Origin of the sequence: Pseudomonas chlororaphis subsp. chlororaphis (assembly GCF_003945765.1) — a bacterium.
Lineage (GTDB): Bacteria > Pseudomonadota > Gammaproteobacteria > Pseudomonadales > Pseudomonadaceae > Aquipseudomonas > Aquipseudomonas chlororaphis.
Genome location: NZ_CP027712.1, coordinates 4,933,634 through 4,946,795, shown reverse-complemented (window position 1 = coordinate 4,946,795; position 13,162 = coordinate 4,933,634). Strand labels below are relative to the sequence as shown.

General features: G+C 59.0%; 11 protein-coding genes and 1 pseudogene. 8 read left to right on the top strand and 4 right to left on the bottom strand.

The features are described 5' to 3' along the window. Positions 1–414: 414 nt before the first annotated feature. Positions 415–567 (bottom strand): annotated as a pseudogene (locus tag C4K27_RS31785) (NAD-dependent epimerase/dehydratase family protein); the annotation flags it as partial. A 689-nt stretch (positions 568–1,256) separates the two neighbouring features. On the opposite strand from C4K27_RS31785, the gene C4K27_RS22165 reads away from it, so the two are divergent. The 3 genes from C4K27_RS22165 (at position 1,257) to C4K27_RS22155 (ending at position 4,702) form a co-directional block, all read left to right on the top strand. Beyond that, positions 1,257–3,251 carry a polysaccharide biosynthesis protein gene (locus tag C4K27_RS22165; RefSeq protein WP_053262184.1) on the top strand — a complete coding sequence of 665 codons (1,995 nt, stop codon included), beginning with the start codon at positions 1,257–1,259 and terminating at the stop codon, positions 3,249–3,251. A 112-nt stretch (positions 3,252–3,363) separates the two neighbouring features. Next, the gene (locus tag C4K27_RS22160) at positions 3,364–3,696 is read left to right on the top strand and encodes a ComEA family DNA-binding protein (protein ID WP_053262183.1); all 333 of its coding nucleotides are present in this window, start codon (positions 3,364–3,366) and stop codon (positions 3,694–3,696) included. 211 nt (positions 3,697–3,907) lie between these two features. Then, positions 3,908–4,702, top strand: coding sequence for an SDR family NAD(P)-dependent oxidoreductase (locus C4K27_RS22155; RefSeq protein WP_053262182.1), 795 nt, complete (start codon positions 3,908–3,910; stop codon positions 4,700–4,702). Between the two features lie 28 nt (positions 4,703–4,730). Here C4K27_RS22155 and C4K27_RS22150 read toward each other — a convergent pair whose 3' ends face one another. Next, positions 4,731–5,297: a TetR/AcrR family transcriptional regulator gene (locus C4K27_RS22150; RefSeq protein WP_053262181.1), complete on the bottom strand. Its 567-nt coding sequence runs from the start codon at positions 5,295–5,297 to the stop codon at positions 4,731–4,733. A gap of 197 nt (positions 5,298–5,494) precedes the next feature. On the opposite strand from C4K27_RS22150, the gene C4K27_RS22145 reads away from it, so the two are divergent. Both C4K27_RS22145 and C4K27_RS22140 read left to right on the top strand, forming a co-directional pair. Then, positions 5,495–6,148, top strand: a complete 654-nt coding sequence (locus C4K27_RS22145; RefSeq protein ID WP_053262664.1) for a GntR family transcriptional regulator — start codon at positions 5,495–5,497, stop codon at positions 6,146–6,148. A gap of 15 nt (positions 6,149–6,163) precedes the next feature. Next, positions 6,164–7,015, top strand: a complete 852-nt coding sequence (locus C4K27_RS22140; protein WP_053262180.1) for an urea carboxylase-associated family protein — start codon at positions 6,164–6,166, stop codon at positions 7,013–7,015. A 72-nt stretch (positions 7,016–7,087) separates the two neighbouring features. Here the strand turns inward: C4K27_RS22140 and C4K27_RS22135 are convergent, their stop codons facing one another. Both C4K27_RS22135 and eat read right to left on the bottom strand, forming a co-directional pair. Further along, on the bottom strand, positions 7,088–7,255 hold the full coding sequence (locus tag C4K27_RS22135) for a DUF2897 family protein (RefSeq protein WP_007931351.1): 168 nt from the start codon (positions 7,253–7,255) through the stop codon (positions 7,088–7,090). Between the two features lie 167 nt (positions 7,256–7,422). Continuing rightward, complete coding sequence (gene eat / locus C4K27_RS22130) at positions 7,423–8,808, bottom strand: ethanolamine permease (RefSeq protein ID WP_053262663.1); 1,386 nt, start codon at positions 8,806–8,808, stop codon at positions 7,423–7,425. Positions 8,809–9,223: 415 nt separating this feature from the next. Between eat and kdpF the strand changes: the two genes are divergently transcribed. From kdpF to kdpB, 3 genes are read left to right on the top strand one after another with little or no spacing between them, the layout of a single operon-like run. After that, complete coding sequence (kdpF, locus tag C4K27_RS22125) at positions 9,224–9,313, top strand: K(+)-transporting ATPase subunit F (protein WP_007899818.1); 90 nt, start codon at positions 9,224–9,226, stop codon at positions 9,311–9,313. A gap of 8 nt (positions 9,314–9,321) precedes the next feature. Continuing rightward, on the top strand, positions 9,322–11,031 hold the full coding sequence (gene kdpA / locus C4K27_RS22120) for a potassium-transporting ATPase subunit KdpA (RefSeq protein WP_053262179.1): 1,710 nt from the start codon (positions 9,322–9,324) through the stop codon (positions 11,029–11,031). Between the two features lie 10 nt (positions 11,032–11,041). Beyond that, the gene (kdpB, locus tag C4K27_RS22115; RefSeq protein WP_053262662.1) at positions 11,042–13,141 is read left to right on the top strand and encodes a potassium-transporting ATPase subunit KdpB; all 2,100 of its coding nucleotides are present in this window, start codon (positions 11,042–11,044) and stop codon (positions 13,139–13,141) included. Positions 13,142–13,162: the final 21 nt, after the last annotated feature.

The window sequence follows — 13,162 nt, the reverse complement described above, 5'->3', positions numbered from 1 at the left end:
GACTTGCCTTGGGCAGCTTCACAGTTTCTCGCAACCGGTAGGCTGGTATCGTATCTTCCGCTTCTTCATTCAGGTATGCGGTGGCGAGATTTTCGTTAGTTGCTCGATATTTATCGCCCTCTCGAATGTATTAAGCATTTATCTTGCAAAATGTTTTGGCATGTCATGATACTTTCGAGCATTGATGATGGTGAGTTCGGTAAGTTGATGTCAGCGATGTTAACAAAACTCGAGTTTATTCGTCGTCGAGGACGATGACGGGGAAGCCTTTCTCTGCTCGTTCACTGAATATGCTAATTATTCCTGAGCACGGTGATGAAGAGAAGGCGACATTGAAAAGCTAAGCATGGCAGGTTCGAAAGCATGCTAGCAGTTGTAGATCGCTTGCTAGTTTATTTAATGCATAGGATGCTATCAGGCATTCAGGTGTTTGTTTGTCGATGCTTGTCCTTCACCATTGTTATCATGCACGGCCGTACTTGAGGTAAATACAACACGTTTGACTTTAGTCTGACGTATCGCTTTGTAGGCATTCAAGGTGCTGACCAAATTGCTTTGATGTGTACGTACGGGATCTGAACCGAAGCTACGGCAGTTGAATGAACGACAACTTGACTGCCAGTCACGACTTGAGTTGCTAGCGAAGAAATTGGCTACGACACCCTCGAAAAACTCGAGTTGCGAGTTTTCTTATGGCAAGTCGCTTAAAATTTAGGCTGCGTACCCTATGACAAGCAGAGTTTCGGCTAGGTTGGAACCAACGAAGATGGTGCCGTCAGTGATTAAAATGGGGGCATTGACCATGATGGTACAGCTGTCAATGATTTCTGGGGGGAGGGAATCTGTTCCCTGAATGTGTATGCTTGGCAGAGGCGCCCGGCTGCGACGATTAAATTGAGTGCAAATAGAGGTACTGCTCCCTAACACTTGGTGATATTTAATGTCCTATAATGGTGTCACTCAATCGAGACTGTTTGTGTGCTGAGAATTGCTACCCATTGGTTGTGCTCGGTATTTTCAAGCCATGGGCACCACGGAGCTCCTCAGCTCCTACGGTTGCGGCATGACTCATTTTGATATTGCCGTCATTACAGAGAGGATTGCCTGTATCTCGTTGCGGGTGGTGGCATTATGATGTTGATTCGAGTCTCCAGGACGGAAGGTAAGCAATCGGCATCAAAGGGCTAGGTTCGATTTGGCCTTACAGTACAATGGCAGTGGATTCGAGAGGGATCAAACCAACCCGGTTGAGGTATATGGATAAAACACGTGTTTTTTTGCTGTGCCTACCTCGCAGACAAAAAAGGCTGATTCAGGTCTTTGCAGACATCGTTCTGGTATGGGTTGCGCTCTGGTTGGCATTTATAGTAAGGCTCGGCATTGATGAGATGATCAACCCTTTAAAAATGCATCTCTGGTTATTCGTCTGCGCTCCGCTCGTTGCAATCCCGCTCTTCATCCGCTTTGGTATGTACCGAGCCGTCATGCGTTACTTTGGTAACGATGCACTTATTGTCATTATAAAAGCGGTTAGCCTCTCATCGCTGATCCTGGCACTCGTTGTCTACTGGTACAGCAATCACGAGGTCGTTGTTCCTCGCTCCATAATTTTCAATTACTGGTGGCTAAGCCTCGTGATCATTGGCGGCCTTCGCTTATGTATGCGCCAGTATTTCATGGGGGACTGGTTCACCGCTGCTCAGCATGTGCCGTTCACCAATCGCGATGACGGTCTGACCAAGGTCGCCATTTATGGTGCTGGCGTTGCGGGTAACCAGTTGGTGGCGGCGCTGCGAATGGGGCGAGTTATGCGTCCCGTGGCTTTTGTCGATGATGATCCGAGCATTGCGGACCGCTCTATTTCCGGTCTGCAGGTTTACAAGCCCAAACACATCCAACAGATGATTGAGGTAACCGGCGCTCAGGAGGTTCTTTTGGCATTGCCGTCGTCGACTCGTGCACGGCGTCGTGAAATCCTCAATCTGCTTGAGGGCTTTCCTCTCCATGTGCGCAGTGTTCCGAACTTCACCGACCTGGCCAGCGGACGTGTGAAGGTCGACGATATTCAGGAAGTCGATATCGCAGACTTGCTGGGGCGCGACGCTGTACCTGCTCAGCCCGACCTGCTGGCTCGTTGTATCAAGGGCAAGACGGTCCTGGTGACTGGCGCAGGCGGCTCGATAGGGGCCGAGCTCTGCCGTCAGATCTTTTCGTTGGGACCGACCACGCTCCTGTTGTTCGATCACAGTGAGTTCAATCTCTACAACATCCTGTCGGAGCTCGAGCAGCGTCTCTCCCGTGAGTCATCACCTGTTCGGTTGCTGCCCATTCTTGGCTCGATCCGCAATCCGCATAAGCTGTTGGATGTGATGAAGACCTGGAATGTCGATACGGTCTATCACGCGGCGGCTTATAAGCATGTACCGATGGTCGAGCACAATATTTCCGAAGGTGTCCTGAACAACGTGATGGGTACGCTCAACACTGCTCAGGCCGCATTACAGGCTGGAGTAGCCAACTTTGTGCTGATTTCCACTGACAAGGCGGTACGCCCAACCAATGTGATGGGGAGCACCAAACGTCTCGCTGAATTGACCCTGCAGGCTCTGAGTCGTGAAATCGCACCGGTTCTGTTCGGCGACAAGGCCAACGTATCTCGCGTCAACAAAACCCGTTTCACCATGGTGCGTTTTGGCAATGTGTTGGGGTCCTCTGGCTCGGTAATTCCGTTGTTCCACAGCCAGATCAAGTCGGGTGGTCCTCTGACCGTTACCCATCCAAAGATCACCCGTTACTTCATGACCATTCCCGAGGCAGCGCAATTGGTGATTCAGGCCGGCTCCATGGGGCAGGGCGGTGATGTATTCGTGCTGGACATGGGCGAGCCGGTGAGGATTGTCGAACTGGCCGAGAAGATGATTCATCTGTCTGGGTTGAGTATTCGTTCGGAGAAGAATCCCCAAGGCGATATCGCTATCGAGTTCACTGGCTTGCGCCCGGGTGAAAAGCTTTACGAAGAGTTGCTGATTGGTGACAACGTTTCTGCCACTCAGCACCCGATGATCATGAGTGCCAATGAGGATCATCTGTCTTGGGACTTGCTGAAAGCCAAGCTGGCGGAATTGCTCGCAGCCGTTGAGCAGGATGACTATTCCAGGGTTCGGCAACTGCTGCGTGAAACTGTCAGCGGTTACACCCCGGACGGCGATATTGTCGACTGGATTTACCAGCAGCGTCGCCTCGAACCCTGAGCTTACATACGTTGTAACCCAGTCACTTTTGACTTGCCCGTGGCACCGCCTAGGTTTGGAGAGCAGCTTTGGAAAAGTTGCTCTCCCTAATCGATGTCATGGAGTGTCACTTATGCGTATCGCTTATTTCCCCTCTCTGGTCTTCGCTCTGATGGCCAGCCTTTCCTCCATTACCTACGCAGCACCTGCGGTCAATGCCGAGACCAAGACTTCGGCAGTGGCGCAGGTGGTCTCTTCGGAGCAGGCAGGCAAGATCGATCTGAACACTGCCGATGCGGCGGCCTTGCAGCGCGAGCTGTCCGGCGTTGGTGCGGTCAAGGCGCAGGCGATCGTTAAATATCGTGAAAGCAACGGACCTTTCGCCTCGGTGGACGAACTGCTCGAGGTCAAGGGAATCGGCAAGGCGATTCTGGAAAGCAACCGGGAAAAATTGAAGGTCAACTGACGCTTCAATTCATACGCAAGGCCGATCACTGATCGGCCTTGCGTTTTTCGGGCCGACCATAAGCAAGGTTGTGCCATTCAATGTTATCTATCGTATCGATAGAATTATGATCGTAATATTTTATTGAATTATGACTATAATCAAATCGCTTCCCAAACAGCGTATCAATTCCTTGTCTTTCCCTTCTCAAGCACTTTTCTGGAGAGCCGTCATGAATTCGATTTCCCCCAAGGGGTTGGCACTTGTCACCGGTGCTTCATCTGGCATCGGTGCGGTTTATGCCGAGCGGCTGGCCGCGCGTGGTTACGACCTGTTGCTGGTTGCACGCGATGAGCAGCGCCTGCAAGCCGCCGCGACCCGGTTACGGGCTGAGCATAAGGTGCAGGTTGAAGTGTTGAAGGCCGATCTGACGCTCCAGGTCGATATGCTGAAGGTCGAGCAGCGCTTGCGCTCCGACTCGAGCATCAGTCTGTTGCTGAACAATGCCGGTATCGCTGCTGACGGGAGCCTGGCCGTTGCCGACACGGATCAGTTGGAGGCAATGATCCAGTTGAATGTGGTAGCGGTCACTCGTCTGGCTGCTGCCGCCGCCGCCAGCTTTTCGGCGGCGGGAAGAGGAGCGATCATCAATATCGCTTCGGTGGTGGCGCTGATTCCCGAGCGTTTTAATGCGACCTACAGCGCGACCAAGGCCTATGTCCTGAGCCTGACTCAGTCGCTTGCTGCGGAATTGGACGGTAAGGGTGTGCAGGTCCAGGCGGTATTGCCTGGGGTGACCCGCACTGAGATCTGGGACCGTTCAGGCATCGACGCCCAAGGGATTCCAGTCGAGATGATCATGGAAGCCACCGAGATGGTGGATGCGGCTCTGGCCGGTTTTGATCAGGGGGAGTTGATCACCATCCCCTCGCTACCCGACTCGGCAGATTGGGACTCCTTCGTAGCTGCGCGTTTTGCCCTGGGGCCAAACTTGTCGAAAAGCAGTGCAGCTGCTCGCTACAAATAACGGTGTCGAGGCTGGAGGTTGGTGGAGATCACTCCGCCTGACCATCCTGTTTTTTCAGATGCTCGCGTGTTACCTCCAGTATCCGTTTGGCCAGGTCGGGGTTCTCGACACTGCGCGACAGCACCAGGGCACCGACCAGGGTCGACATGACCACCAGGCTCTGGTCGGCGGTATTTTCTCCTTCGAGACAGGCCTCTACCTGTGCAAGTCGTGCATTGAGTACCGCATCAGTGGTGGGGCTGGCTTGCCCGCGCAGGCCCAGCTCCGATGACATGGTGGGCAGCGGGCAGCCTTCACCGGGGGAGGTCTGGTGCCACTCAGACAGGTAGCTGTCGATAAAGGCCGGCAGGGGTTGTTCCTGGGCAAATAGCGTGGCGCAGTGCGCATCGAGTTCTTCCGCCGCGGCCTGCAGGGCTTTTTCGACCAGTTCGTCCTTGGATTTGAAATGCGAGTAAAAACCGCCATGGGTCAGGCCCAGGGCTTTCATCAGTGGTTGCAGGCCTGTCGCCCCGATACCGTCGCGCCGAAAGCGCTCGGCGGCCTCCTTGATGATGCGTTGATGGGTTTGGGCTTTATGGTCGTGCGAGTAACGCATCGGGGAAGTCTCCACGGCTAGGGAGTCATCTTACCCAAGGTTGATGGAAGGGGGATTGCACTATTAATCCCGGAAACCTCATTTTTTCCCACTGAATGGCTAGAAAGGCATGGTTCGTCAGTAAGCCAAGTATCAGTTGGCATGAATAGTGATTATTGGATATCCATAGATTGTTCAACAATCGCAAGGCGATATTCATGAGCAACGTACTGTCCCTGGCCGATCAGATAACCCTCGAATTACGTGCCGATATCATCGGCGGTCGCTTGCTGCCGGGCATGGCCCTGGTGGAAAGCGATCTGGTGTCCGCCTACAACGCCTCGCGCAACACCATTCGCGAGGCCTTGCATTGCCTGGGACAGGAAGGCCTGACCCGCTACGTACGCAATAAAGGTGTCACGGTGCGCAGGCTGGGCATCGATGAAGTGCGTGATCTGTTCCAGGTGCGCCGTACCCTGGAGTTGCAGGCCATTGCCTCCAGCAAACCGCTGCGCGACTACCAGTCCGACCGGATGCTCGAGGCTATCGAGGCCAGCGAACTCGCCCGCGAGCGTGAGGACTGGCGCTCGGTGGGCACTCACAGCCTGGCCTTTCATCAACACATCGTCGGACTGATGCGCAGCCCCTTGTTCGATGAGTTCTTCACCAACGTCGTGGCGCAGATGCGCCTGGTGTTTTGTGCCGCCCCTGACGAGCAGCATTTTCAATCGCCCTGGCTGGCCCGGGACCGGCAGATCCATGACTTGCTCGCCGCTGGCGACAAGCAGGCCGCCAGCGAAACCCTGGCGGTTTACCTGGATGATTCCGAACGGCTGCTGCTCGACATTCTTCGCCACTCTTCCCGTCACTGAACGAGGGTTTCAACCATGTACAAAGACTATCCCGCGGCTTATCAGGTCAGCAAAGGTTCGGCACTGCAGGTGGACACGGTCTTTTATGAGCGGCTCCGTGACAGCAAGGACCAGCGCACCTTGATCGAACAATTCGAAGTGCCGATCCGCACCGGGCGTGCCTGGCATGTGCCGGCTGGGCACGTGTTCCGGGTGACCACGCCGGCCGGCCCGCAGGTCGGAGACTTCAACGTCTGGAATGCCAGCGATCCGCGGGAACGTCTGTGGGCGGCGCGTACCCGGCAGTTGCAGGGCGCGCATGTCAGTACCCATGACCGGTTGTGGTCGAACCTGCCGTTTTTGCGGCCATTGGTGACCATCACCGATGACAGTCTCGCCGGTTACGGGATCGACGAGCATGGCGGGCGCTTGCACGACCTGCTCGGCACGCGCTGCGATCCTTACGTGAACCGCATGCTCACCGGGGAGGACTTCCATCACCATTGCCATTCCAACCTGACGCGCGCGGTCCTGCCTCACGGCCTGACCGAGTTCGATGTGCATGACGTGCTGAACATCTTCCAGTGCACCGGGCTCAATCATGACGACATGTACTTCATGAAGGCCTGCCCCGCGCAGAAGGGCGATTACCTGGAGTTCTTTGCCGAAATCGATCTGTTGTGCGCGCTGTCGACCTGCCCGGGTGGCGATCTGTCATTGCCCATGTGGGGCCCGGAGGCTCAGGACCCACTCAGCGTCTGTCGGCCGTTGGGTGTGGAGATCTATCGGCTCGACGAGGCATTGCTCGAAGGCTGGAGCCAGCCTGAGCGGGCGGCCTACAAAGGTTTGCATGGCCTGCACATCGCCAAGGCTGCCTGGGAGAAATAGCGCTGCCGGCCGCAGGGATAAAAAAGCCCCGCCATTTCGAGAAGGGCGGGGCTGTTCGATCGGGTTATCCAGTCAGCGGTCCTGCGCGTCCTTGGCGTCCGCTTCCGCGTTGCGTTCAGCAACGCGCTTGCGTTGCTCATCGGTCAGTTCCACCTTGTTGGCGGTGTCGCGCAACATCATCAGACCGCCAACGATCGAGCCGATTGCAACGACCAGAATCAACCAGGCATACCAGGGCATAGGGCTCTCCTTGAGGGCATACCGGCGGGCGAGGAGTTTCGCCCGTCAAGTTGCCATACCACTTCGAGTTACAGCGTTTCGCAGTGGTTCCATTGTAGGCCTGATCTGCCCCGGCAACCTCTCTTGCATCAATCTTCTCGAAGGTTGCATTCGGCCTTGCAAGCCAACTACAGAGAGATGCCATCCCCTCGGAGCCCGGTCAGCATTGCATCCGCCGGCGCATCGGCGCGCAGTTGCGCGGTCAGTTGGAAATAGATGAAACCGGCCACCATGAAACCGAGGAAGATCAGGCCGATCAGGCTGTTGAACCAGGCCATCGCTACCAGGCAGACCACGGCCAGTGCCAGGGCTATGGCCGGGACCAGCGGGTAGCCCGGTGCGCGGAAGGTGCGTTCCAGGTGCGGCTCGGCCTTACGCAACTTGAACAGGCTGAGCATGCTCATGATGTACATCACGATGGCGCCGAATACGGCCATGGTGATCATCGCCGCGGTCAGGGTCATGCCTCCCAGGTTGATCAGGCCATCGCTGTAGATGGCGGCGATGCCGATCAGGCCGCCGGCGATGATGGCGCGGTGCGGCGTCTGGAAGCGTGACAGCTTGGCCAGCGACGCCGGCAGATAGCCGGCGCGGGCGAGGGCGAAGAACTGCCGCGAGTAGCCGAGAATGATGCCGTGGAAGCTTGCGACCAGGCCGAACAGGCCGATCCACACCAGCATGTGCAGCCAGCCGGAGTTGTCCCCGACCACGGCTTTCATCGCCTGGGGCAGCGGGTCGTTGATGTTCGACAGGGTGCGCCAGTCGCCCACGCCGCCGGCGAAGAACATCACGCCCATGGCCAGCAGCATCAGGGTCAGAATGCCGCTGATGTAGGCCTTGGGGATGGTGCGTTTCGGGTCCTTGGCTTCTTCGGCGGCCATGGCCGCGCCTTCGATGGCGAGGAAGAACCAGATGGCGAACGGAATCGCCGCGAACATCCCGGCAATCGCCGGCGCACCGAAGGTGTCCGAGCCCGCCCAGCCGTTGAGGGCGAAGTTGCTGAAGCTGAAGGCCGGCGCGACCACGCCCATGAACACCAGCAGTTCCGCCACCGCCAGTACGCAGACCACCAACTCGAAGGTGGCGGCGAGTTTGACCCCGAGGATGTTCAGCCCCATGAACACGATATAGGCGCCGACCGCCGCATGCTTCGGGTCCAGGGCCGGGAACTGCACATTCAGGTAGGCACCGATCGCCAGGGCGATGGCCGGTGGCGCGAAGACGAATTCGATCAGGGTCGCCAGCCCGGCGATCAGCCCGCCTTTTTCACCGAAGGCCCGGCGGCTGTAGGCAAAAGGGCCGCCTGCATGGGGAATGGCGGTGGTCAGTTCGGTGAAGCTGAAGATGAAGCAGGTGTACATGGCCGCGACCATCAGCGAGGTCAGCAGAAAGCCCAGGGTGCCGGCGACGCCCCAGCCATAACTCCAGCCGAAGTATTCCCCGGAGATCACCAGCCCGACCGCGATCCCCCATAAATGCAGCGTGCCCAGCGTTGGTTTGAGTTGTGTGTTCATGCGTGGCTCCCGAAACGGAATGAAATGCTCGGGGCTGCTCATTGCACCGCTCATGCCAGAGCGAAAACGGCCGTCGTAAAGCGCAAAAAGCTGTCGTATCGAGGATGTTTCCAGTTATTTCGGGGCTGAAGGCGCCTGGGTTGGTGCACAGCCGTGCAACAGAGGAGGGCGGCGGAGCCTGGAGGCGCGCGATCGCGAGCAGGCTCGTTTCTACGTGCATCGTGCTTTTCCGGTGCAGCAGCAAACCGGTTGGCGATCCCTCCCCCTGGCCACGCCGATGGCCGGTGTAAATCCCGCGTAAAGCCTTTCTTTACGCTTTCTTTATGCGTCGCCCACGCCCTCGATCTCGTTCCTTTACAGCCTCCCTGCGGACAATGCCCCACACGCGGCGATTGCCGTACGACGGAGAGATTCCATGAGCGTTCTGGACGGGGTGTCCCTGCTGCTGGCAGTGGGGCTGTTCATCTATCTACTGGTTGCGCTGTTGCGCGCGGATCGGAACTAGGAGCGGCTATGCACAGTTATGACTATTGGCTGATCCTCGGCTTCTTTGCCTTGGTGCTGCTGCCCGCGCCTTTCCTGGGGCGGTTCTACTACAAGGTAATGGAGGGCCAGCGCACCTGGCTGACGCCGCTGTTGGGGCCGGTCGAACGCGCTTGTTACCGGCTTTCGGGCGTCGATGCGCAAAGCGAACAGAGCTGGCAGAAATACACCCTGGCCCTGCTTGCGTTCAACCTGGCCGGCTTCCTGTTGCTGTTCACGATTCTGTTGTTCCAGGACCATCTGCCGCTCAACCCGCAGAACCTGCCGGGGCAGGAGTGGACGCTGGCATTCAACACCGCGGTCAGTTTCATGACCAACACTAACTGGCAGTCCTACAGCGGTGAAGCCTCCCTGAGCTACCTGAGTCAGATGATCGGCCTGACTGTGCAGAACTTCGTCAGCGCCGCCACCGGTTTGGCGGTGCTGGTTGCACTGTGTCGTGGCATCGGCCGCAAGTCGACCAAGACCCTGGGCAACTTCTGGGTCGACATGACCCGTGCCACCCTCTACGGCCTGCTGCCGCTGTGCCTGCTGCTGGCACTGTTCCTGGTGTGGCAGGGCGTCCCGCAAACCTTCGCCCAGTATGTCCACGCCGTGACCCTGCAAGGCGTCGATCAGGTGATTCCACTGGGCCCGGCCGCCAGCCAGATCGCCATCAAGCAACTGGGCACCAACGGCGGGGGCTTCTTTGGCGTCAACTCGGCGCATCCGTTCGAGAACCCGACGGCCTGGAGCAACCTGTTCGAGGTGGCCTCGATCATCCTGATCCCGGTGGCCCTGGTGTTCACTTTCGGCCACTACGTCAAGGACCTGCGCCAGAGCCGAGCGATCATCACCTGCATGCTGGCGCTGTTCCTGATCGGTGGCGCGACCTCGCTGTGGGCCGAGTACCAGCCCAACCCGACCCTGAACAACGTCGCGGTCGAGCAGACCGCACCGCTCGAGGGCAAGGAAGTGCGCTTCGGGACCACCGCCACCGTGCTCTGGTCGGTGACCACCACCGCGGCCTCCAACGGTTCGGTCAACGGCATGCATGACAGCCTCAGTCCGCTGAGCGGCATGGTCGCGCTGATCAACATGATGGTCGGCGAGGTGATCTTCGGCGGCGTCGGCGCGGGCCTCTACGGCATGCTGCTGAACGTGCTGATCGCGGTCTTCCTCGCCGGTCTGATGATCGGGCGCACCCCGGAATACCTGGGCAAGAAGCTGCAGGCCAAGGAAGTGCAGTTGCTGGTGGTGACGCTGATGGTGATGCCGGTCGGCGTGCTGGTACTAAGCGCCATCGCCGCGAGCCTGCCGGGGCCGGTGGCGGCGGTGAGCAACCCTGGCGCCCACGGTTTCAGCCAGTTGCTGTACGCCTACACCTCGGCCAGCGCCAACAACGGTTCGGCCTTCGCCGGCCTGGGCGCCAACACCCCGTTCCACAACCTGATGCTGGGCCTGGGCATGTTGATCGGCCGCTTCGGCTACATCCTGCCGGTGCTGGCCCTGGCTGGCAGCCTGGCGCTGAAAAAGACCGCGCCGGTCGGCCAGAACAGCTTCCCGACCCATGGTCCGCTGTTCGTCACGCTGCTGACCATGACCATTTTGCTGGTGGGCGGGCTGACCTTTTTGCCGACCCTGGCGCTGGGCCCGATTGCCGACCACTTGAGCTTGGCTGCCTTTGGAATGAAGGGCTGAGGACTTAATGATGAATATGCATGTTCCTGCCTCCAAGAAGGCTGTAACCGAAATGCCCGGCGCTAAAACCGCGGCCTCGAAACACACTGCTGCCGAACAACAGAAAACCTCGATCGCAGCCCTGTGGCGTCCGGCGCTGGTACAGGCCTTCGTCAAGCTCGACCCACGCCAGTTGCAACGTTCGCCGGTGATGCTGGTGGTCGAGCTGACTGCGATCCTGACCACGGTACTGTGCCTTGTGCCGGATACCGCGGTGCCGACCTTCGTCGCCGCGCAGATCGCCCTCTGGCTGTGGTTCACCGTGCTGTTCGCCAACTTCGCCGAGGCCCTGGCCGAAGGCCGTGGCAAGGCCCGCGCCGACAGTCTCAAGGCTGGCAGCGAAGGCCTGAGTGCGCGCCTGAAAAAGGCCAATGGCAGCTTCCAGGTGATCCCTGCCGCCAATCTGCGCAAAGGCGATGTGGTGCGGGTTGAGGCAGGGGAAATGATCCCCGGTGACGGTGAAGTCATCGAAGGTATTGCCGCGGTCAACGAAGCGGCGATCACTGGCGAGTCGGCACCGGTCATCCGCGAGTCTGGCGGCGATCGCTCGGCGGTGACCGGCAATACCCGGCTGGTGTCCGACTGGTTGCTGGTGCGTATTACCAGCAATCCGGGCGAATCGACCCTCGATCGCATGATCGCCCTGGTGGAAGGCGCCAAGCGCCAGAAGACCCCGAACGAAGTGGCCCTGGATATCCTGCTGATCGGCCTGACCCTGATCTTCCTGATCGTGGTCGTGACCCTGCAGCCGTTCGCCCACTTTGCCAATGGCAGCCTGCCGCTGGTGTTCCTGGTGGCGTTGCTGGTGACCCTGATTCCGACCACCATCGGTGGCCTGCTGTCGGCCATCGGGATCGCCGGGATGGACCGCCTGGTGCGGCTGAACGTGATCGCCAAATCCGGTCGCGCCGTGGAAGCGGCGGGTGATGTGCATGTCCTGCTGCTGGACAAGACCGGCACCATCACCTTCGGTAACCGTCGTTGCGCGGCCATCCACGCGGCGCCTGGGGTCAATCACCAGGAAATGGCCGAGGCCACCTTGCTGGCCTCGCTGGCGGACGACACGGCGGAAGGCAAATCCATCGTCGAATACCTGCGCGGGCTTTATCCACAGTCCGAGCCGGGCGCCGAAATGCTGACCGCCGTGCCGTTCAGTGCCGAGACCCGGCTGTCCGGGGTCGACTATCAGGGGCGGGTCTATCGCAAGGGCGCGGTGGATTCGGTGCTGGCCTTCGTTGGTCTGCAACGTGGCGAACTGGCCCCGGCGCTGTCCCGGGAAATCGACAAGATTGCCCAGAGTGGCGGCACCCCGCTGCTGGTGTGCGCCGAGGGCAAGCTGCTCGGCGCCATTCACCTCAAGGACGTGGTCAAGCCCGGTATCCGCGAGCGTTTCGCCGAGTTGCGCAAGCTGGGGATCCGCACCGTGATGGTGACCGGCGACAACCCGCTGACCGCCGCCGCCATTGCCGCGGAGGCCGGGGTGGATGACGTGCTGGCCGAAGCCACGCCGGAGAAAAAGCTGGCGCGCATTCGCCACGAGCAGAACGACGGTCGCCTGGTCGCCATGTGCGGCGACGGCGCCAACGACGCCCCGGCACTGGCCCAGGCCGACGTCGGCATGGCAATGAACGATGGCACCCAGGCGGCGCGCGAAGCGGCGAACATGGTCGACCTCGACAGCGATCCGACCAAGCTGCTGGACGTGGTGCAGATCGGCAAGGAGCTGCTGGTGACCCGCGGCGCCCTGACCACCTTTTCCATTGCCAACGACATCGCCAAGTACTTCGCGATCCTGCCGGCGCTGTTCGCGGCGATTTATCCACAGCTCGGCGTGCTCAATGTCATGCAACTGAGCAGCCCGCAGAGCGCGATCCTTTCGGCGATCGTGTTCAACGCCCTGATCATCGTCGTGCTGATTCCGCTGGCCCTGCGCGGGGTACGGGTGCAGGCGGCCAGCGCGGCCCATCTACTGCGCCGCAACCTGCTGATCTATGGCCTGGGCGGGATCCTGGTGCCGTTCCTGGGCATCAAGCTGATCGACATGCTGCTGACGGCTTTGCATCTGGTGTAACCCCGCGACCCTGTAGGAGCC

Bases quoted from the DNA above. Each gene is read 5' to 3' on its own strand.
- kdpA (WP_053262179.1), top strand. From the start codon at position 9,322: ATGCACAGTTATGACTATTGGCTGATCCTCGGCTTCTTTGCCTTGGTG.
- C4K27_RS22145 (WP_053262664.1), top strand. From the start codon at position 5,495: ATGAGCAACGTACTGTCCCTGGCCGATCAGATAACCCTCGAATTACGT.
- C4K27_RS22150 (WP_053262181.1), bottom strand. From the start codon at position 5,297: ATGCGTTACTCGCACGACCATAAAGCCCAAACCCATCAACGCATCATC.
- kdpB (WP_053262662.1), top strand. From the start codon at position 11,042: ATGAATATGCATGTTCCTGCCTCCAAGAAGGCTGTAACCGAAATGCCC.
- C4K27_RS22165 (WP_053262184.1), top strand. From the start codon at position 1,257: ATGGATAAAACACGTGTTTTTTTGCTGTGCCTACCTCGCAGACAAAAA.
- C4K27_RS22140 (WP_053262180.1), top strand. From the start codon at position 6,164: ATGTACAAAGACTATCCCGCGGCTTATCAGGTCAGCAAAGGTTCGGCA.
- C4K27_RS22135 (WP_007931351.1), bottom strand. From the start codon at position 7,255: ATGCCCTGGTATGCCTGGTTGATTCTGGTCGTTGCAATCGGCTCGATC.
- C4K27_RS22155 (WP_053262182.1), top strand. From the start codon at position 3,908: ATGAATTCGATTTCCCCCAAGGGGTTGGCACTTGTCACCGGTGCTTCA.
- kdpF (WP_007899818.1), top strand. From the start codon at position 9,224: ATGAGCGTTCTGGACGGGGTGTCCCTGCTGCTGGCAGTGGGGCTGTTC.
- C4K27_RS22160 (WP_053262183.1), top strand. From the start codon at position 3,364: ATGCGTATCGCTTATTTCCCCTCTCTGGTCTTCGCTCTGATGGCCAGC.
- eat (WP_053262663.1), bottom strand. From the start codon at position 8,808: ATGAACACACAACTCAAACCAACGCTGGGCACGCTGCATTTATGGGGG.